We start from the raw sequence: 20,850 nt of genomic DNA on the forward strand, positions 1-20,850 counted from the left end.
TCGACACCGATGCGCACTCAACGACGACTCCTCGCCGCACTGCTCGCCGCCGCCCTGGCAGGTGTCCTGCTGACGGCCTGCTCAGACGACGCGTCGCCGCTGCTTGTCGGGCACGACGGGACACCGGAGATGCGGACGGCGGCCGCGATCTACGCGGGAGCCCTGTCGCGAACCGGCATCGACGTCGAGACGGCCGACGAACCGACCGCGAACCCGATCGACGCCGTCGCCTCCGGCGACCTCGGGCTGTTCCCGGCGTTCACCGGTGATCTCCTGCGTCGACTGACGCCGAATCCGACGGCGCTGACGTCCGACGACGTGCTCGCCGACGTGAACCGCTCACTTCCGCAACAGGTGTCGATCGGCGACCCGGCGGCGGTCAGCAACCGGTGGCAGGTGGTGGTTCGGGCCGAGGAGATCACCGACGGTGGGCCGGCCGACCTCGTGGACTGCGACAACAGACGTGCCGACCGGACGGACATCGTGTCGACAAGGCCGCTGACGAAGCAGGTCACGGACGCGTTCGCCCGCTGCGGAATAGTCGCGGCGACGGTGGTGCCACCGGCAGAGTTCATCGATCGGGTCCGGGCCGGGGCCCTGGGCCTGGCACCGGCGCTCGACACTGCGTCCGTCGTCGATCTCAACGGTGTCCGGACGGTCACGTCGGAGGGCGGTCCGATCGCCCAAGATCTGGTACCGGTGTTCGCGTCGGCTGCGCTCGGGAAGTCCCAGCTCAAGGCGCTCAGCCGGGTGGCGGGTGAACTGACGACAACGGACCTCGCGCAACTCGTGCGCGAGGTCCGTGGCGGTGCGTCACCGAGCGTCGTCGCCGGACAGTGGCTCTCGACGCACGGCGTTTAGGGCGTGTTGCCTTACGCTAGTGTCCCGAACCGCCAATCCGGTGCATAGGTATTCGGATCCCTTTGGTGGTTGAGCCGGGCCGGAGCGATAGCGGAGGGCCGTGTCGAAACCCGGCGACATTCGCTGGTAGTGCGGTCCAGCTACTCGGTCGTTACCACTAGACGTTCTTGACCAGCGATTTTCATCAAACACTGCCACCGACTTCCAGCCGACCTCACCAGGCTTCGACACGGCCCTCCGCTATCGCTCCGGCCCGGCTCAACCAGCATGCTGATGCAATCATTTATGCAACGGACTAGCGGTTCAGGATGCTAGATCCCGGCCTTCGCCATTCCCCAGCCGACGACGCGGGCGCCGATGGACTGGTACTTCGATGCGACGAGGCGGACGCTGAGATCGAGGACCTTGGCGTCGGCTCCGACGAGGACGCGAGCCTGATTCTTCTCGACGCCCTTGATGATCACACGCGCCGCCTTCTCCGAGGTCATGGTCGCCAGGTGTTTGTCGAAGAACTCGCCGACTGCCTTGGCGTCGTGATCACCGGAGGTGGTCGCGTTGCGTGCGATCGCCGTCTTGATGCCGCCCGGATGCACACACGTCACCTTGACGGGGTGCTTGGCGATGATCATCTCCTGGTTCAGGGCCTCGGTGAAGCCGCGGACCGCGAACTTCGCCGAGTTGTACGCGGCTTGACCGGGCTGCGACAGCAGGCCGAACAGCGACGACGTGTTGACGATGTGCCCGTCGCCCGACGCGATGATGTACGGCAGGAACGCCTTGGTTCCGTTGACGACGCCCCAGTAGTCGACGTCCATCACCCGCTCGATGTCTTTGAACTCGGTGTGCTCCACCTCGCCGTGGTGAGCGATGCCCGCGTTGTTGAAGATGACGTTGACGGTGCCGAAATGGCCTGCGACGGCGTCGGCGTATTCGAGCACGGCCTCGCGTTCGGCCACATTGAGCAACTGCGAGTGCACCTCGGCGCCGGCCTCCTTGACGAGGCGCTCGGTCTCGGCGAGACCGTTCGGGTCGACGTCGGAGATGGCGATCTTGGCGCCGCGGCGGGCGAGCTGGACGGCCAGGTCGCGGCCCATGCCGGATCCGGCTCCGGTGACGACGATGACCTTGTTGCGGAAGTCTTTCACTTGAATCTCGTTTCGAATCGGGGGGAGTGGAGGTCAGGCGCCCGCGGCCGCGGCGGCCGCGGTCTCGACGCGAGGCGCCGCGGTGACGTCGTAGGCCGCGATGTCGAACTCGCGTGTCCGGTTGCGGAAGGTGAACGTGAATCCCGGCCACAGCGACGTGACGTTCCCGTTGGCGTCCTTGTACCAGGAGGCGCAGCCGCCGTTGACCCAGACGCTCGTCTTCATCGTCTTCTGCAGGTCGGCGTTGTACCGGTCCTGAGCTTCCTTCTTGACGTCGGTGCGGATGATGCCCGCGGCCTTCGTCTTGCGGTAGTAGTCGACGAGGTAGTTGAGCTGGGACTCGATCATGTAGACCATCGACGTGTGACCGAGGCCGGTGGACGGTCCGACCAGCAGCATCAGGTTCGGGAAGCCGTGGACGAACGACCCCTTGTATCCCTGCATGCCCTCGGCGTCCCACACCTGGGTGAGGCTCTTGCCGCCGACGCCGCGGATCGTCTCGAATGCGGGGGAGTCGGTGACGTGGAACCCGGTGGCGACGACGATGACGTCGACATCGCGGACGGTGCCGTCCTTGGTGACGATGCCGGTCTTGGTGACCTTGTCGATGCCGTCGGTCACGAGGTCGACGTTCGGACGGTCGAGCGTCGGGTACCACTCGTTCGACTTCAGGATGCGCTTGCAGCCGACGGCGAAGCGGGGAGTGACGGCGTCGCGGAGCTTCGGGTCCCGGATGCCCTTGAAGATGTTGCCGCGGCACAGGAACTCGACGGGCTTGAGCGCCTTGGGCGCCCACGTCATGCCGGCGGCGACGCTCTCGTTCGCGGTGTAGATGGTGCCGCGGATGATGTTCTGCAGACCGGGGACGTTCTTGAACGCCCAGTTCTCGACGGGGAGGTAGGGACGCTCGTTCCGGGGGATGATCCACGGTGCGGTGCGCTGGTAGACGTCCATGTGGCCGACGACCTTGCCGAGCTGCGGGACCACCTGGATGGCCGACGCGCCGGTGCCGATGACGGCGACGCGCTTGCCGTCGAAGTCGTAGTCCTCGTCCCAGCGCGCGGTGTGAACGATCTTGCCGCCGAAGCTCTTGAGTCCGTCGATGTCGGGGAGGTTCGGCTCGCACAGCGGACCGATTCCGCCGACCAGGTTCCGGGCGCGGACGGTGAACTTCTTGCCGTTGCGCTTGCCCTGGATGACCCAGCGCGACTCGTCCTCGTTCCAGTCGGCTCCGGTCACGTCGCTGCCGAACCAGGTCTTGTCGGCGATGCCGTGCTGGTCGGCGACGTCGTTGATGTACCGGTGGATCTCCGGCTGGTGCGAGTACGACCGCGTCCAGCCCGGGTTCTGCGCGAACGAGTACGAGTACAGGTGCGACGGGACGTCGCACGCGGCGCCCGGGTACACGTTGTCGCGCCAGGTGCCGCCGAAGTCGTCGCCGCGGTCGAGGACCACGTAGTCGTCGGCGCCCGCCTGGGCGAGCTTGATGGCCGCGCCGAGGCCGGAGAAGCCCGCACCGACGATTGCGATCTCTACATCATGCGTTGTCATGGTCACCACCATAGGGTGGTGTTGAACGCGAGTCAATAGGCAATTGAATCTTGGTCAACAAGGGCCTAGGGTCGATGACATGACCGCATCGAGAACGCGCATGAGCCCGCAGGCCCGTCGTCGACAGTTCATCGATCTCGGCATCGACATGGCCCGCGAGCAACCGTTGGAGAGCGTGACGATCGAGGCCGTCGCCGAGGCCGCCGGTGTGTCGAAAGGCCTGCTCTTCCACTATTTCGAGTCGAAGGCCGACTTTCACCTCGCGGTCGTCCGCGAGCAGGCTGCCGAGATGCTCGACAAGACCGCCCCGCGCGACGACCTGACCGATCCGATCGAGATGCTGCAGGCGTCGGTGACCGCGTACGTCGACTACGTCGCAGGCATCGGGCAGGGATTCATCGGCGTGATCCGCGGCTCCGGCAACTCGATCGCGGGCATCCGGGAGGTCGCGGAGGACACCCGCGATCAGATGGCTGAACGCGTTCTCACCCACGCCCCGGCATTGGGAATCGAGCGCACACCGGCTATCGAACTCGCCGTCGCCGGATGGATCGCCTACGTCGAGGAGATGATCGTCCGCTGGCTCGCCGACCCCGTCGTCGACAGGGACACCCTCATCGCCATGTTCGTCACCGCACTCCCCGCGCTGGCCGGTCTGACCGTGGCCGTGGTCGCCGACTGATGTCCGGATCGGGCGGCGAGCCCGGTGAGTGCGCGGTCCTGGCCTGACCGGACGGCACAACGTTCATCGAGTGCCTCGTTGTGCGAATAGTGCCTGAACTTGACCAAGTCACCTGCGCTCAGGGAACTTGGTCAAGTTCAGGCACTATTCGTGAGTTGAGGTCACTCGGTCAAAGTCGAGGCAGGCAGGTGCCGCACGAAACAGTGAAACGAGGCACCCTGGGTCGTCCCCAGCATCTTTGACGCGAAGTCGGTCCGTCCGAGAGGTGCGTTGACCTGGGAAGACCTTTCGACTCGCTCCGCTCGCTCAAGGATCGGGGCGGGAGACATGCGCGCGAGGGTCGGAGCATGCGCTGCGCCCCTCGACTGCGCTCGGGGATCCGGGGGAGCGTCCGGGGAACGAGTAGAGCACCGGAGACGACAACGCCCGGACCGTCGTAGGACGGTCCGGGCATTCTCAGTGACGGCGACTAGGCGAAGGCGCCGTCGACGATCTCGGCCTGCTCCACGGCGTGGACCTTGCTCGAGCCCGAGGAGGGCGCGGACATGGGGCGACGCGAGATGCGGCGCAGGCCCGACAGGACCTCGGGGAGGAGTTCCGGCAGCCAGAGGCCGAGGAACGGCCACGGGCCCTGGTTGGCGGGCTCCTCCTGGACCCACACGAAGTCGTTCGCGTTCGGGTACTGCTCCAGCGTGCGTGCGAGGCGACGATGCGGGACCGGGTACAGCTGTTCCACGCGGACGATCGCGACATCGTCGCGGCCGTCCTTCTCGGCGCGGGCGGCGAGCTCGTAGTAGAGCTTGCCGCTGACCAGGAGCACGCGCTTCACCTTCGACCGGTCAGCGCTCTGCTTCGCGAAACGCGGGTCGTCGATCACCGACTGGAACTTGCCTTCGGTGAAGTCCTCGATCGGCGACACGGCGGCCTTGTTGCGCAGCATCGACTTCGGGGTGAAGACGACGAGCGGGCGGCTGATGCCGTCGTGCACGTGACGACGCAGCAGGTGGAAGTAGCTCGCGGGCGTCGACGGCAGGGCGACCGTCATCGAACCCTCGGCACACAGCTGGAGGAAGCGCTCGATACGGCCCGACGTGTGGTCGGGTCCCTGGCCCTCGTGGCCGTGCGGCAGCAGCAGGACGACGTCCGACCGCTGGCCCCACTTGGCCTCACCGGAGCTGATGAACTCGTCGATGATCGACTGGGCGCCGTTGACGAAGTCGCCGAACTGCGCTTCCCAGAGGACGAGCGCGTCCGGGTTGGCAACGGCGTAGCCGTACTCGAAGCCCAGGACCGCGTACTCCGACAGCGGGGAGTCGTACACCAGGAAACGGCCGGGACCGTCGACGCCGAGATGGTTCAGCGGAGTGTATTCCGAGCCGTTCTCCCGGTCGATGAGGACCGAGTGGCGCTGGGTGAACGTGCCGCGGCGCGAGTCCTGGCCCGACAGTCGGACGGTGGTGCCCTCCTGGACGAGCGTGCCGAACGCCATCAGCTCGGCGAACGACCAGTCGACGTCGCCCTGCGTGGTCATCTCGTGACGACGCTTGATGACCGGCTTCACGCGCTGGTGCGGGGTGAAGCCCTCGGGCAGGTTGACGAACGCGTCGCCGATGCGGGTGAGCATCTCCTGCGGGACGGCCGTGACCAGCTTCTCGGGGAGCTGCTGGTCGCCCTCGACGGACGGCGACGCCTCCGGGGTGAAGCGTTCGAGCTCCTTGACCTCGACGAAGACGCGCTCGAGCTGACCCTGGTAGTCGCGGAGAGCGTCCTCGGCTTCCTTGGTCGAGATGTCGCCGCGGCCGATGAGGGCTTCGGTGTAGCTCTTGCGGACGCCGCGGATGTTGTCGATCACGTCGTACATGGCAGGCTGCGTCATCGAGGGGTCGTCGCCCTCGTTGTGGCCGCGGCGGCGGTAGCAGACGAGGTCGATGACGACGTCGCGGTTGAACGCCTCGCGGTAGTCGACGGCGAGCTTGGCCGCCCACACGCAGGCTTCGGGATCGTCGCCGTTGACGTGGAAGACCGGCGCGCCGATCATCTTCGCGACGTCGGTGCAGTACTCGGTCGACCGCGAGTACTCGGGTGCGGTGGTGAACCCGACCTGGTTGTTGACGACGATGTGAATGGTTCCGCCGGTGCGGTAGCCGTTCAGCATCGACAGGTTCAGCGTCTCCGCGACGACGCCCTGACCTGCGAAGGCGGCGTCACCGTGCAGCATCAGCGGCAGGATGCCGAAGCGGTTGTCCTCTTCGAGGAGGTCCTGCTTGGCGCGGACGATGCCCTCGAGGACCGGGTCGACGGCTTCGAGATGGCTGGGGTTCGCGGTCAGCGAGACGTTGATCTCGTTGTCGCCGAACATCTGGTAGTACTTGCCCTCGGCTCCGAGGTGGTACTTCACGTCGCCCGAGCCGTGCGCCTGCGCCTCGCCGAGGTTGCCCTCGAACTCGGTGAAGATCTTCGAGTACGGCTTGCCGACGATGTTGGCGAGGACGTTGAGGCGGCCGCGGTGCGGCATGCCGATGACGACTTCTTCCAACCCGTGCTCGGCCGACTGGTCGATGACGGCGTCCATCATCGGGATGACGGTCTCGGCGCCCTCCAGCGAGAAGCGCTTCTGGCCGACGTACTTCGTCGCGAGGAACGTCTCGAAGGCCTCGGCGGCGTTCAGCTTGGACAGGATGTACTTCTGCTCGGCGACGGGCGGCTTGACGTGCTTGATCTCGACGCGATCCTGCAGCCAACGCTGCTGCTCCGGGTCGAGGATGTGGGTGTACTCGACGCCGACGTGGCGGCAGTAGGCGTCGCGCAGGATCGACAGGACGTCGCGGAGCTTCATCTTGTCTTTGCCGTGGAAGCCGCCGACGGTGAAGGTGCGGTCCAGATCCCACAACGTGAGGTTGTAGGTGAGGACGTCGAGGTCGGGGTGCGACGCACGGGCGTCGCTGTCCATGGCGAGCGGATCGGTGTCGGCCATCAGATGACCGCGGCTGCGGTAGGCGGCGATCATCTCGAGGACGCGGGTGTTCTTGTCGACGAGGCCCGCGGGCAGGTCACGACGCCACCGGATCGGCTCGTACGGGATGTGCAGCGAGGTGAAGATCTCGTCGTAGAACGCGTCGTCGATAAGCAGATTGTGGATGGTGCGCAGGAAGTCGCCCGACTCGGCGCCCTGGATGATCCGGTGATCGTAGGTCGACGTCAACGTCATCAGCTTGCCGACGCCCATGGTGGCGAGCTGCTCGTCGCTCGCGCCTTGGAACTCGGCGGGGTAGTCCATCGCGCCCGCGCCGATGATGGCGCCCTGACCGGGCATGAGGCGCGGAACCGAGTGGACGGTGCCGATGGTTCCGGGGTTGGTCAGCGAGATGGTGACACCGGAGAAGTCGGAGGCTCCGAGCTTGCCGTCGCGGGCGCGGCGGACGATGTCCTCGTACGCGGCGACGAAGCCCGCGAAGTCGAGCGTCTCGCACTCCTTGATCGCGGCGACGACGAGGGTGCGCTGGCCGTTCTTGCCCTTGAGGTCGATGGCGAGACCGAGGTTGGTGTGCGCGGGAGTGACGACGTTCGGCTTGCCGTCGATCTCCTTGAAGTGGTTGTTCATGTTCGGGAACGCCTTGATCGCCTGCACGATCGCGTAACCGAGGATGTGGGTGAAGCTGACCTTGCCGCCGCGGGTGCGGGCGAGGTGATTGTTGACGACGATCCGGTTGTCGATCATCGCCTTCGCCGGGACGGCGCGGACGCTCGTCGCGGTCGGGAGGGCCATCGACGCCGTCATGTTCTTGACGATCGCAGCGGCCGGGCCGCGCAGGATCTTCGCCTCGTCGCTGGCGTCGGTGCTCGCGGGCTTCGCCGCCGCCGCCGCACGGCTGGTGCCCGACGCGGCCTTGGTCGCCGCGGCCTCGCGGGCGGGCGCCGGGTTGCGCGGAGCCTGCGGCTCGCGGGTCGGCTCGGCGTCGAGCGTCAGCGGCTGCTTGGCCTGTGCGGCGGGCGCGGGTGCGGGCGGAGTCGGAGGCTTCGGCGGAGCGGCGGCCGCCGAGGCGCCGTTCGATCGGTAGTTCGTCAGCAACTCATGCCAACTGGCGTCCACCGATCCCGGATCTTTCTGGAATCGCTGGTACATCTCTTCGACCAGCCATTCGTTCTGCCCGAAGTCGGATTCAGAAATCGAACTGCTCACAGCGTTGTCTCGCCTCAATTCACCCAGATGCTTTGTAGTCTGACGCCGGACGGACGTCGCGGTCTTGTGAACCGTTTCCCGCCAGCCAATCAACCAGCGTACGCGGACTGCGACGTGCCCGTCCTCTTCATCGTGACGTTGGTGCCGTATACAACGAAGTTGTGGTGGAAATCATAGAATCCCCGGCATTCCAGAGGTTCCGGTAGCGGCCGTTCGCCCGCAGCAGCGTGTCGTGGTCGCCGTACTCGACGATCCGACCGTCCTCGACGACGGCGATCGCGTCGGCGCGCGCCGCGGTGGCGAGCCGATGCGCGACGATGACCGTCGTCCGTCGGTCGGCGAGCGCCGCGCCCGCGGCGAGCACCCGCGCCTCGGTCGCCTGATCGAGCGTCGCGGTCGCCTCGTCGAGCAGGATCACATCGGGTTCGACGAGTTCCGCACGGGCCAACGCGATCAACTGCCGTTGGCCCGACGACAGACTGCGGCCGCGTTCGGTGACGGCGAACTCCATGCCGCCCGGCAGTCCGGCGATCATCGACGCCGCCCCGACCCGCCGGGCGGCGTCGGCGATCTCGGCGCGCGTCGCGTCCGGGCGACCGTAGGCGACGTTCTCGGCGACGGTTCCGGCGAACAGGTGCGGCTCCTGCGGGACGACGCCCAGTCGCGAGCGGTACCTGCGCAGATTCAGCTCGCGCACGTCGGCGTCGTCGACCCGCACACTGCCCGACGTCGGGTCGTAGAAGCGGGCGAGCAGTTTCACCACCGTCGACTTGCCCGCTCCCGTCGCGCCGACGAGGGCGAGCGAGGCTCCGGCCGGGATGTGCAGGTTCACGTCGGTCAGCGCATTGCGCGTCGCGCCTCGGTAGGCGAAGTCCACCGCGTCGAAGCGGACGTCGCCGTTGAACTCGACAGGTCCGGTGTCGTCGACGTCGGAGATCGACGACGGCGTGGTCACGAGGTCCCGGATGCGGCGCAGTCCCACCGAGGCCTGCTGGTAGCCGTCGAACACCTGGGTGAGCTGCTGGACGGGGCCGAACAGCATCGCCAGGTACAGGACGAACGCGACGAGGGTTCCGGGATGCAGGGCCCCGGACGCGATCTGGTGCGCGCCGACGCCGACCGCGACGGCCGTGGCGATGTCCGCGCAGAAGGTGATGAACGGGAAGTACGACGCGACGGCGCGCTGGGACGTCATGCGCGCGGCGTACCAGGTGTCCGAGCGGGCCCCGAACCGGGCGACGGCCTCCTGCGTGCGTCGGTATCCGCGCGTGGTGGACAGTCCGGCGATGTTCTCCTGGAAGTCGGCGTTGACCGTGGAGATCAATTCCCGGGCCCGGGTGTACGACGCCGACGATATGCGCCGGAAGACGACCGTCGCGGCGATCAGCACCGGGAAGATCGGCAGCACCGCCACCCCGACGCGCCAGTCGGTGATCAGCAGGGCGGCGAGCACTCCGCCGAGCGTCATGACCGACACGATGGCCGACGACAGTCCGGTCTGCAGGAATCCGGACAGCGCGTCGACGTCCGTCGTCATGCGGGTCATGATCCGCCCGGACAACTCCCGCTCGTAGTAGTCGAGCCCGAGGCGTTGCAGGTGCGCGTAGCTGCGGACGCGCAGCGTGAACAGGACGCGTTCGCCCGCGCGGGCGGCCAGGATCGTGTTGACACGCGACGCCGCCCACGAGACGGCGACCAGCCCGAGGCCGATGAGGGTGACGGTGACGATCACGTCGGTCCCGTCCGCGGCCAGCACGCGTTTGGCGAGGGTCGGGAACACCAGCCCGACGAGAGTGTCGACGCTGATCGCGGCGATCACCACCGCGATCAGTGCGCGCACCGGCCGGACGATCTGCCGCAGACCGAAGCCGGGCGTCTCGGCGCGCGCACGCTCGACGTCGACGCGCGGCTCCTCCGTGGCGGGCGGCAACGCGGCGAGCGATTGAGCGAGTCGGTCGGACACGGCCATCGCTCCGAGCGCACTGCCGCGATCGGTCGTGTCGGTCCCGGGCCACAGGTCGTCGACCGTGGGTTCGGGTGCGGGGCCGTCGGCGTCGGCCGCGGCCATCAGCCTGGTGAACTCGGGACTGCGGGCGGTCAATTCGGCGACGGTCCCGACGTCGACGATCTGCCCCTCGGACAGCACCGCGACGCGGTCGGCGATCGCGAGCGTCGACGAGCGGTGCGCCAGGACGAGCATCGTCGACCGCTGACCACGGAGACGACGGAGGATGCGGGCCTCGGTCGCGGCGTCCACGGCGGACGTCGCGTCGTCGAGCACCAGTATCGGGGTGCCGGAATGCAGGGCCCTGGCGAGGGCCACACGCTGGCGCTGGCCGCCCGACAGGGTGAGTCCGCGTTCGCCGACGCGGGTGGCGTAACCGTCGTCGAAGGCTTCGGCGAAATCGGCCGCCGCGGCCCGCGCGGCCGCCGGGACGCCGTCGTGGTCGCCGTCGAGCGCGATGTTGGCGGCGATCGAGTCGGAGTAGAGGAACGGTTCGTCGTCGACGGTGGCGACGGCCGAGTGGAGCACGTCGGGTGCGAGGTCGGCGACGTCCACGGCCGATCCGGCCCCGACGAGCCGCACCGTCCCCGACTGCGGCCGGTACGTCCCGGTCAGCAGGTCGGCGAGCGTCGACTTCCCCGACCCCGGCCCGCCGACGACGGCGACGCATTCGCCCGGCGCGATCGTCAGGGACAGGCCGTCCAAGACGGTGCGGTGCTCGTGCGCGAACGTGACGTCGTCGAAGGCCACCGACAGGTCTCCGTCGGGCAGTGCCGCGCCCGCGCCGTACGCCGGGTCGCGCGGATGATCGATGACGTCGAAGACGCGCGTGGCCGACGACGCCGCGATCTGCGCGTTGACCACCAGATTCGTGAGGACGCGGGCCAAACCCGTCATGGTCGCGAGATAGGTGGAGAAGGCGAGGAACGTTCCGGGGGTGATGTCGCCGCGGGCGGTGAGCCATCCGCCGATGCCGATCACCAGGACCATCCCGATCTGGGGGATCGACGTCATCGTCGGTGTGAACCAGGCCGACAGGCGCGCGGCCCGCAGCTTCTCCCGATACAGGCGCGTGCAGAGTTCGGCGAGCCGGTCGGTGGTCCTGTCCTCCTGACCGAACCCCTTCACCACGCGGACCCCGGTCACGGTCTCCTCCACATGGGCCGCGACGTCGGCCGCGGCCTGTTGCGCAGACCAGGTGGCGGCGAACATCCGCTTGCGGCTGACGTAGACGAGCAGCACCAGCAGGGGGATGGTCCCGACGGCGACGACGGTCAGCAGCGGAGACAGGAACGCCATGACGCCGAAGGCGAGGACCACCTGGACCGCGCCGCCCAAGGCGAGCGGCGTCATCGCGAGCAGGCCCTGGACGACCTGGAGGTCGCTGATCGACCGGGACACGATCTGTCCGGTGCGGATGTCGTCGCGTGACCGGCCGTCCAGGTGGAGCAGGGTGTCGAGGATGCGTCGACGCAGACGGTCCTGCACACCGGCGGCGACGGCGCCTGCCGTCATGCGCCTGCCGAACTGGCACAGGTAGCGAACGAAGGCCGCGGCGACGAGCATCCCTACCACGGCCCCGAGGGTGATCCGCGGCGCGTCCGCGGCGTGTGTCGCGATGTCCATCGCCGCCTTGACGAGGAGCGGAGCCGTCAGGTCGACCGCGACCGCGCCGAGCGTGACGCCGATCGTCGCGGCGGCGAGGCCGCGCCGCCGGAGGCACTCGGCCGCCAGCGACGCGATCCAGCCTTTCAGTTCGCGCCTCCGGGGCGGGGCAGCGCGGGAGCGACGAGGCTGCCGTCGACGACGCCGCCGTCGTGCCAGCGGACCGGCGGCGGCCCGAATGCCGCGCGCGCGTTGCGCACGACCGCCGAACCGAGCGCGCGGTTGCCCAGCCCGCCGATCACGGCGCCGATGCCGCCGGGCAGCACCTTGCCGAACATCACCGGGGCCTTGCCGAGGGTGAACTTCTTGACGAAGCGGTTGGTGAGCGCCTTGTTGATGGTCGCGAGGTTCACCCCGGGGATGCCGGGGATGTTCAGACTCGTGATCGCGGTGGTGCCGCGGGCGCCGAGCGCCTTCCCGATCACCGCGGTGCCCTCTTCGCCGAGCGCCACGCCGAGGACGAGGATCCGCCTGCGGTCGGTGTCCGCGGGACTGATGCCGTAGACCTCCGCGATCGCCAACGCCAGGAGGGCGGACGCCTCGATGAAGAACACCGTCTCAGCCGACATCGCGCCGATGGCGGTGACGGTGCCGACGCCGGGTATGGCGGCGGTCGCGCCGACCGCGCCGCCCGACGCGGTGACGGTGGTGAGGTAGTGCTTCTCCAGGCGGGCGACGATCTGCGCCGGAGTCTCGTCGGGATGCCTGCGGCGGATGCTCGCCACGTACTTCGTGACGGCGGGCCGCTGGAGTCGCTGGGCCTTGTCGACGAGGGTGCTCAGGACCACGCCGGACGACTTGTGGGAGCCGTCGACGACGGCGGGGTCGGCAGCGGCGGGGAGCGCGGGCGGGGGAGTGGACTTCTTCTTACCGATCACGTCGTGTCTCCTTGACTCTGCGGCTCGGCTCTCATCGACGCCGAACTGTCGTTGCGCGGCGCGTGGCGCGCCGGCGGCTCGGTGGCAGAACCACCTTCGTTCAACCATGTCCATCCGCCATTATTCCCGGCCGATGAGTGTCGGTGAACGGTGATAACCTTCACTGCTGTTCAGCTCAACCGACGCGGGGAGTCAGCTATGTCAGTTCCGGGAGCATCGGGGTTCAAGCCGGTCACCGATCGGCCGTGGGCGGCGCTCATAGCGCTGTGCATCGGCTTCTTCATGATCCTCGTCGACATGTCGATCGTGGCCGTCGCGCAGCCCCAGATCAAGGAGGCGCTGGACGCCAGCGTCAGCGGAATCGTGTGGGTGACCAGCGCATACCTGCTGACCTATGCGGTCCCGCTGCTGATCGCGGGCCGTCTCGGCGACAAGATCGGGCCGAAGAAGGTGTACCAGGCGGGTCTGCTCGTCTTCACCCTCGCGAGCCTGTGGTGTGGCCTGTCCGGTTCGATCGGTGAACTGATCGTCGCGCGTGGCGTCCAGGGACTCGGCGCCGCGCTCATCACGCCGCAGACGATGGCGTTGATCACGCGGATCTTCCCGCCGGAGCGACGCGGTGCGGCGATGGGCGTCTGGGGCACGGTCGCCGGTGTCGCGACCCTCGTCGGCCCTTTGTTGGGCGGCGTGCTCACCGACTCGTTCGGCTGGGAGTGGATCTTCTTCGTCAACCTGCCGGTCGGCCTGATCGGCCTCGTCCTCGCGCAGATGCTCGTGCCCGACGTCGAGACGCACGACCACAAGTTCGACTGGATCGGAGTGGTCCTGTCGGCGATCGGTCTGACGGCCGTCGTGTTCGGCATCCAGGAGGGAGAGAGCTACGACTGGGACGCATGGATCTGGGGTCTCATCGGGGGCGGCGTCGTGTTCCTCGTCCTGTTCGTCGTGTGGCAGGCGAAGGCGCGCACCGAGCCGCTCGTCCCGCTGAGCCTCTTCCGGAACCGCAACTTCACGCTGTCGAACATCGGCATCATGTCGATGGGCTTCGCGGTGTCCGGGTCGATGATCCCGATCATGTTCTATCTGCAGCTCGTCGGCGGCATGTCGCCGACCAGGTCGGCGCTGGTCATGGTGCCGATGGCGGTCATGACGGGTGTCCTGGCCCCGATCGTCGGACGCATCCTCGACCGCGTCCACCCGAGCGTCGTCATCGCGACCGGACTGCTCGGCTACGCGGTCGCGACCGCGTGGGCCGGGTTCGTGTTCCATCCGGACACCCCCGTGTGGCTGCTGATCCTGCCGACGCTGCTCATGGGCGTGTCGAGCGCGGGCATCTGGGCTCCGCTCGCCGCCACCGCGACGCGCGACCTCCCGTGGCATCAGGCCGGAGCGGGAGCGGGCGTCTACAACACCACTCGCGTGGTCGGTTCGGTGATCGGTTCGTCGGCGATCGGTGCGCTGATGATCTCGCGACTGGCCGCCAAGTTCCCCGGCCAGGACGTCGACCATGCGGGTACGGGAGTCCTCCCCGAGATGGTCAAGCCGGGGTTCGCCGACGCGATGGGCGAGTCCATCTACCTGGCCGCGGGCATGCTGCTCATCGGCTTCGTGGCGACCCTGTTCCTCAAGCGGCCCGCCCATCAGGGTGCGCCCGCCGCGGCTCCGGCCGAGGACGCGCTGACTTAGCCTCGACCCCGGCTCACACGTACCTCGATGGCGTCGACGAGCAGACCGAACGCGACGTCGAACTGGTCCTGTCGGTCGACAGCGGGCAGATGTTCCGCCACGGACGCGAGGTGAGGGAAGCGGTCGGCGTCGACCGACTGGTACTCGTGCGTCCACGCGCGTCGGTCGCCTTCGGCGTCGGCCGCGGGCAGTGTCGACACCGACGCCTCGAGGGCCGCGTACGCCAGGGCCACGTCGACGAGCGCACGGTAGTAGGAGGCCGCCTCGGCGCCGTCGAGACCGGCCGCGAGGAGCGCCCCGATGACGATGTCGGCCCCCGCGAACTCGGCGTCGCTGCGCGCCGTCCGCCCCGCGACGACGGTCGCGACCCGCGGATGCCGCCGGAAGGTGTTCCGAACGCTGAAGCTCAACGCCCGCAGGGACATGCGCCAGTCGTCGGACGGTTCGACGGCGTCGACGGCCTGTTGAAGCAGGCGGTCGGCCAGCGCGAGGATCAGGTCGTCCTTGTTGCGGAAGTGGCGCAGGAACGCGGTGTGGTCGACGCCGAGCGCGCGGCCGAGGCTGCGGAAGGTGAGAGCGTCCGACCCGTCGGCGTCCATGATCTCGAGGGCGGCGTCGATGACGCGTTCGCGGGTCAGGCGCTGTCGCGGGGCGTCGGAGGTGGAGGGCACAAGCTGAAATCCTACGGTGTCGCCGATTCGCGGGCCCGATGTCACCAGTGTTGACAACGCTGGTGTCGCACTGGTCTGATCATCACTGATCCAGCCGGAACTCGTCTCAGGAGTCACTGTGAACACACGCTTGCGCCTCGCCGTCGGAGCGGTCGGCCTCGTCGCCGCATTGGGCCTCACCAGCGCGCCCGCGGGGGCGTCGCCGGAGCCGGAGTCGTTGCCCGTCCTGCCGCACGTGATCTTCTACAAGACCACCACGATGGCGCCGTCGGCGAACCCCGTCGAGCTGCCCCGCGTGCCGGGCAGGGTGTCGGCGTCGTACCGCTTCGCGGGCGAGCAGCGGAACTTCGACGACTACCTGCGTCGTGCGTCGGCCCGCGGTCTGGTCGTCCTGCACCACGGCAAGATCCTCGACGAGCGCTACTTCTCCGGCTACACGATGAACAGCCATTTCAACTCCTGGTCGGTCGGCAAGTCGATCACCTCCACCGCCGTCGGCATCGCCGTCGGACGAGGCCTCATCAGGTCGGTCGACGACCCGATCACCAGGTACCTGCCCGAGCTCAAGGGGTCCGGCTACAACGGCGTCCCGATCAAGCACATCCTGCAGATGTCGTCGGGCCAGCGGTACGACGAGTCGACGTACACCGATCCGACCCAGGGCGCCACCGGCACGACCATCCGGATGGTCCTCGGTCAGCCGCTCATCGATCAGGCTCGCGAATCGGTCCGCGTGAGGCCGTCGGGTGAGAAGTTCAACTACGCGTCCATCGACACTTTTGTGCTCGGTCGCCTGGTCAGCAAGGTGACCGGCCAGCAGCTCACCCGCTTCGTTCAGGACAACATCTGGAAGCCCGCGGGCATGAAGAACCCGACACCCGTCGGTGAGGACTACTACGGTTCGACGATCGCCTACGCCTCCTACCACGCGACCACGCGCGACTTCGCCCGGTTCGGGCAGTTGTTCATGAACGACGGCGTGGTGCGCGGCCGTCAGGTGGTGCCCTCGGCTTGGGTCCGCGAGGCGACGACCCCGCAGTCGTCGCAGGTCAGGCCCGGTGCGCTGTACCCGCATTCGGTGTACGGATACGGCTACCAGTGGTGGATCGGCGACGGCGACCGCGGCGACTTCATGGCTGTCGGCATCCTCGGCCAGTACGTCTACGTGTCCCCGCGCGACCACGTCGTGATCGCGCAGAACAGCGAGGACATGACCGACGACGCGCACCAGGAAGAGGCCCTGCACGCGTTCCGCGCCGTCACCGATCGGATCACCGGCCGCGCCTGACAGCGTGCCGGAATCCGGAATTGTCGTAGGCCGCTCGTAGTATCTCAGTCGAACCGTTTCGCCACGGGTGGTTCGCCGAGGTCATGAGAGGAGGTCGCGATGAGTCAGCCGATGTACGAGATGGAGCCGCTCTTCGAGCTCGATCTCCCCGAGCCGAAGCCGAAGCCCGTCCGCAAGCGTCGCGCCAAGGCCGCGACGCCCGCCCCGGCCGCCGATCGGGAGGTCACCTTCCTGCACACCGCCGACTGGCAGCTCGGGATGACCCGGCGCTTCCTCACCGGTGAGGCCCAGCACACCTACGCGGCTGCCCGCGACGCCGCGGTGGTCCGGATCGGCGAGATCGCGGCCGAGACCGGCGCGGAGTTCGTCGTCGTGTGCGGCGACGTGTTCGACGACCCGCGCGTGTCGACCCGCGTGATCCGCCGCACCCTCGACGCGCTCGGCGACTACCCGGTCCCCGTCTACCTGCTGCCGGGCAATCACGACCCGCTCGACGCGACCAGCGTGTACACGTCGGCGGAGTTCGTCGCGGCCAAACCGGACGATGTGCATGTCCTCGACAAGCCCGGAGTGCTGCGTGTGCGTGACGGCGTCAGCATCGTGGCGGCGCCGTGGCACACCAAGCATCCGTCGACCGACCTGGTCGGCGACCAGCTGGCCGCGCTCGGGCCGTCCGACGACATCCGGATCGTCGTGGGTCACGGCGGCATGGACTCGCTCAGCCCCAACCCCGACCCGTCGATCGTGGTGTCGGCCGGTGTCGACGCGGCGGTCGACGCGCTCGTCGACTATGTGGCCCTGGGCGACAGGCATTCGACGACGAGCGTCGGCGACACCGGGCGCGTCTGGTACTCCGGCGCCCCCGAGGTGACCGCGTTCGACAACGTCGAGACCGCACCGGGCAATGTCCTGCAGGTCTCCCTCCGGCGGGGCGGGCAGCGGTCGATCGACGTGCAGTCCCATCGCGTCGGACAGTGGGCGTTCCGCACCCTCACCCAGGACGTGAACTCGGCGGCCGACGTCGAACGGCTCCGGGCGACGCTGTCGGCGATCGTCGACAAACCCCACACCGTGGTGCAGCTGGCACTCGTCGGCACGCTGACGGTCGCCGAGAACGTCCTGCTCGAGGAACTCCTCGACGAGTTCGGCGACCGTCTCGCGGCCCTGACGCGGTGGGAGCGCGAACATGATCTGACGATCGTCTCGGGCGACATCGACCTCGCCGATCTCGACCTCCAGGGATACGCCGCGGACGCCGCGGCCGAGATCGTCGAACGGTCGGCGGACGATCCGGATGCGCGCGCCGCGCTGTCGTTGTTGCTGCGCCTGGCGGGGACAGTGTCGTGAGGATTCACCGGTTGAAGGTCGCCGACTTCCGCGGCATCGCCGAACGGGAAGTCGTCTTCGCCGATTCCGGAGTCACCGTCATCGAGGGCGACAACGAGGCGGGCAAGTCGTCGATGGTCGAAGCGCTCGATCTACTCCTGACCACCAGGGACAAGAGCGGCAAGGCCTCGGTGCGGGCCGTCCAGCCATCCGGGCGGGACGTCGGGAGCGAGGTGACCGCGGAGATCTCATGCGGCGTCTACCGGTTCGAATACTTCAAACGGTTCAACAAGTCGCCGGAGACGTCGCTGACGATCATCGAGCCGACGCCCGAACAGGTCACCGGGCGAGCCGCGCACGAGCGGGTGGAGCAGATACTCGACGAGTCGCTCGACCGGACGTTGTACCGGGCGCTGAGCCTGCTGCAGTCGGCCGACCCGGAACTCGGTGCGTTGACCGACAGCACCGCGCTCTCGCGCGCACTGGATCGGGCGGCGGGCGACGTCGACGACACCCGGGCGGGGGAGAGCGCGGCGACGCAAGACCTGCTCGCCGCCGTCACCGCCGAGTACCAGAGGTACTTCACCGCGGCGCAAGGCCGTCCGACGGGCGAGCTGCTGCAGGCTCGCACCGCGGCGGACGAGGCCGCGACGGCGGTCGCCGAACGCGAACGGATTCTCGCGTCCGTGAAGGAGGCCACCGACAGGCTGCCCGGTGTCGCGCAGGCGATCGCCGATGCCGCCGCCGTGGAGTCGGAGCAGCGCGTGGAGCTGGCGAGACTCACCGCGGAGGCCGCGCAGGCCGACGCGGTTCTCGAGAAGGTGGAGAAGGCGAAGGCCGTCGTCGCGCAGCGTCAGGCCGAGGTGAACGCCGCGGCCGCGGTGGTCAAGGCCCGCGCCGACCTCCGCAAGCGGGTCGGGCAGGCCGAGTCGGATGTCGCGTCGGGCCGGGTCGCGGCCGACGGCGCTCGTGCCGACGCCCACGCGGCGCGCGAGCGCGCCGCCGACCGGGACGTGGAACTCCACGAGGCCACCGCGAAGGTGACGTCGTTGCGCGAGCGGATCGTCGCCGCCGAAGCCGCGGCTGTGGTGGCGGCGGATCGGCGTCGACGAGCCGAGACGGCGCAGAAGCTCGCGGAGATCGAGCGGCTGACGGGGGAACTGCGTGCGGCGAACGACACCGTCGCCGGCCTGATCGCCACCGATGACGACGCCCGCGCGGCGTCCGACATCGACCGCGAGATGACTCGTGTGCAGGCGCGGCTCGACGCGGGCGTGGCGACGGTTGTCGTCACCCCCGTCGGAGGCGCGGTGACCGTCGACGGCGAGTCGCTGACGGCGCAGACGCGGCTGACCGCGGCGCATCCGCTGTCGATCGAGTCGGAGTCCCTGCGGGTCGAGGTGCTGCCTGGTGCGGACGCCACGGAGCTGGCGACAGCGCTCGCCGACCTGCACCGCCGCGAAGCCGACCTCGTCGAACGGTGCGGCGTCGAATCGTTGGCCGACATCGCGATCGCGGCGGCGCGTCGTGCGGAGGCGGTCGGTCGTGTCCGGGAGATGGACCGTGCGATCCGCCGTGAACTGGGTGAACGCACCGTCGACGAGCTGACAGCTGAGCGTGCCGCCCTCGATGCGCGCATCCCCGCAGGCGAACCCGAGCGTTTCGAGGACGTCGGTGCACTCAGGGTGCGCGAACGCGACGCCTCCGAGGCGGCCGCGCGATTCGAGCGCGTGCGCGACGTGGAGCGTGCCGCCGAACGTGAGCATGCGGCCAAGGCTCAGGTGTGGGAGGAGTCCGGCGCGAAGGCCGCGGTGTCGGCCGGGGCACTGCGCGAGGAGCTGATGCGTGCGATAGGCGAGGCGTCCGATGCGGACCTGGTGGCCGCGTCGTCCGCTGCGGTCCGTGAACTGGACTCGGCACAGACCGCGGCGGCGAAGATCACGGCAGAGGCGGTCAGGCTCGACGTCGACGGAGTACGTGGGCGCGCCGATGAGGCCGATGCGGCGCTCGAGCGAACGCGAGGCAAGATCGCCGACCTGCGCACGCTGCAGACAGAACTGGTCACCCGGCTCGAAGTGTGTCGTAGTGACGGCAGGTTCGACGAATTGTCGGACGCGGTCGCCGACAACGACGCCGCACAGGCCGCGCTCGAGCGGGTGACGGCCCGTGCGCGCGGTGCCCGCGTGTTGTACGAGACGTTGCAGCGCAAGCGGACCGAGACTCGTGCCAGGTATGTCGACCCGTTCACGGCACGTCTGGAGGAGTTAGCGGCACCGGTGTTCGGGGACGGCGTTCGATTCCACGTTGCGGACGACTTCCAGATCCAGACGCGGACAGTCGACGGCGTGACCGTCGACGTGCGTGCACTGTCGGGTGGCGCCCAGGAACAGTTGGGATTGCTCGCGCGGCTCGCGTGCGCGTCGCTCATCGACGACGCCGACGGCGTTCCGGTGATCCTCGACGACGCACTCGGCTACACCGACCCCACTCGACTCACCTCGATGGCACACGTCCTCAGCGACGCCGCGGGCGACGCCCAGATCATCGTCCTCACCTGTACACCGGACCGATACCGCGACGTCCGCGACGCCAAACTCATCGCGGTCTGAGCTGCGGTCCCCGGTCGTCGGCGTCGCTCACGCCACCCCGGTGTTGGGCGCGCGGACAGCGGTGCGCTACTGTTGCTTTCGCTTGACCGGCCCCCCTAGCTCAGGGGATAGAGCGTCTGCCTCCGGAGCAGAAGGTCGCAGGTTCGAATCCTGCGGGGGGCACCAGTGCAGCGAATGCCGTCGATCCAGACCGATTCGGTCTCGGGTCGGCGGCATTCGTCATTCCGATGCACTGCCCGACGGTCCAGGGTCGGCCGCTTCACCGATCAACGGATCGAATCGCGTCTGAATGACGTGGAATGT

General features: G+C 68.4%; 12 protein-coding genes and 1 tRNA gene. 7 read left to right on the forward strand and 6 right to left on the reverse strand.

Annotation, left to right across the window (positions count from 1 at the left end; genetic code table 11):
* The first annotated feature begins 9 nt into the window (after positions 1–9).
* Positions 10–861, forward strand: a complete 852-nt coding sequence (locus GYB83_RS12585) for a glycine betaine ABC transporter substrate-binding protein (RefSeq protein WP_161895849.1) — start codon at positions 10–12, stop codon at positions 859–861.
* Between the two features lie 311 nt (positions 862–1,172).
* Here the strand turns inward: GYB83_RS12585 and GYB83_RS12590 are convergent, their stop codons facing one another.
* Positions 1,173–2,006, reverse strand: a complete 834-nt coding sequence (locus GYB83_RS12590) for an SDR family NAD(P)-dependent oxidoreductase (protein WP_161895850.1) — start codon at positions 2,004–2,006, stop codon at positions 1,173–1,175.
* 33 nt (positions 2,007–2,039) lie between these two features.
* Positions 2,040–3,557 (reverse strand): flavin-containing monooxygenase, encoded by a 1,518-nt coding sequence (locus GYB83_RS12595; protein ID WP_161895851.1) that lies wholly within the window; start codon positions 3,555–3,557, stop codon positions 2,040–2,042.
* Positions 3,558–3,636: 79 nt separating this feature from the next.
* On the opposite strand from GYB83_RS12595, the gene GYB83_RS12600 reads away from it, so the two are divergent.
* Positions 3,637–4,239: a TetR/AcrR family transcriptional regulator gene (locus tag GYB83_RS12600; RefSeq protein ID WP_186349777.1), complete on the forward strand. Its 603-nt coding sequence runs from the start codon at positions 3,637–3,639 to the stop codon at positions 4,237–4,239.
* Positions 4,240–4,708: 469 nt separating this feature from the next.
* Here GYB83_RS12600 and GYB83_RS12605 read toward each other — a convergent pair whose 3' ends face one another.
* From GYB83_RS12605 to GYB83_RS12615, 3 genes are all read right to left on the reverse strand, one after another.
* Entirely contained in the window at positions 4,709–8,419 is a 3,711-nt protein-coding gene (locus GYB83_RS12605; RefSeq protein ID WP_161895852.1) for a multifunctional oxoglutarate decarboxylase/oxoglutarate dehydrogenase thiamine pyrophosphate-binding subunit/dihydrolipoyllysine-residue succinyltransferase subunit, read from the reverse strand.
* A gap of 127 nt (positions 8,420–8,546) precedes the next feature.
* Complete coding sequence (locus GYB83_RS12610; RefSeq protein WP_186349846.1) at positions 8,547–12,179, reverse strand: ABC transporter ATP-binding protein; 3,633 nt, start codon at positions 12,177–12,179, stop codon at positions 8,547–8,549.
* Entirely contained in the window at positions 12,176–12,967 is a 792-nt protein-coding gene (locus GYB83_RS12615; protein WP_371865061.1) for a hypothetical protein, read from the reverse strand. The genes GYB83_RS12610 and GYB83_RS12615 overlap by 4 nt, the downstream gene beginning before the upstream one ends.
* Before the next feature lie 198 nt (positions 12,968–13,165).
* Between GYB83_RS12615 and GYB83_RS12620 the strand changes: the two genes are divergently transcribed.
* Positions 13,166–14,653, forward strand: a complete 1,488-nt coding sequence (locus GYB83_RS12620; protein WP_161895853.1) for an MFS transporter — start codon at positions 13,166–13,168, stop codon at positions 14,651–14,653.
* On the opposite strand, the gene GYB83_RS12625 is transcribed toward GYB83_RS12620, so the two are convergent.
* Positions 14,650–15,324 carry a TetR/AcrR family transcriptional regulator gene (locus tag GYB83_RS12625; protein WP_228461447.1) on the reverse strand — a complete coding sequence of 225 codons (675 nt, stop codon included), beginning with the start codon at positions 15,322–15,324 and terminating at the stop codon, positions 14,650–14,652. The genes GYB83_RS12620 and GYB83_RS12625 overlap by 4 nt on opposite strands.
* Positions 15,325–15,442: 118 nt before the next feature.
* Between GYB83_RS12625 and GYB83_RS12630 the strand changes: the two genes are divergently transcribed.
* From GYB83_RS12630 to GYB83_RS12645, 4 genes are all read left to right on the forward strand, one after another.
* Positions 15,443–16,612 (forward strand): serine hydrolase domain-containing protein, encoded by a 1,170-nt coding sequence (locus tag GYB83_RS12630; protein WP_228461449.1) that lies wholly within the window; start codon positions 15,443–15,445, stop codon positions 16,610–16,612.
* Positions 16,613–16,711: 99 nt separating this feature from the next.
* Complete coding sequence (locus GYB83_RS12635) at positions 16,712–17,959, forward strand: metallophosphoesterase family protein (RefSeq protein WP_161895854.1); 1,248 nt, start codon at positions 16,712–16,714, stop codon at positions 17,957–17,959.
* Positions 17,956–20,547: an AAA family ATPase gene (locus tag GYB83_RS12640; RefSeq protein WP_161895855.1), complete on the forward strand. Its 2,592-nt coding sequence runs from the start codon at positions 17,956–17,958 to the stop codon at positions 20,545–20,547. The genes GYB83_RS12635 and GYB83_RS12640 overlap by 4 nt, the downstream gene beginning before the upstream one ends.
* 89 nt (positions 20,548–20,636) lie before the next feature.
* A tRNA-Arg gene (locus GYB83_RS12645) sits at positions 20,637–20,712 on the forward strand.
* Positions 20,713–20,850: the final 138 nt, after the last annotated feature.

Origin of the sequence: Gordonia spumicola, assembly GCF_009932475.1 — a bacterium.
Classification (GTDB): Bacteria; Actinomycetota; Actinomycetes; order Mycobacteriales; family Mycobacteriaceae; genus Gordonia; species Gordonia spumicola.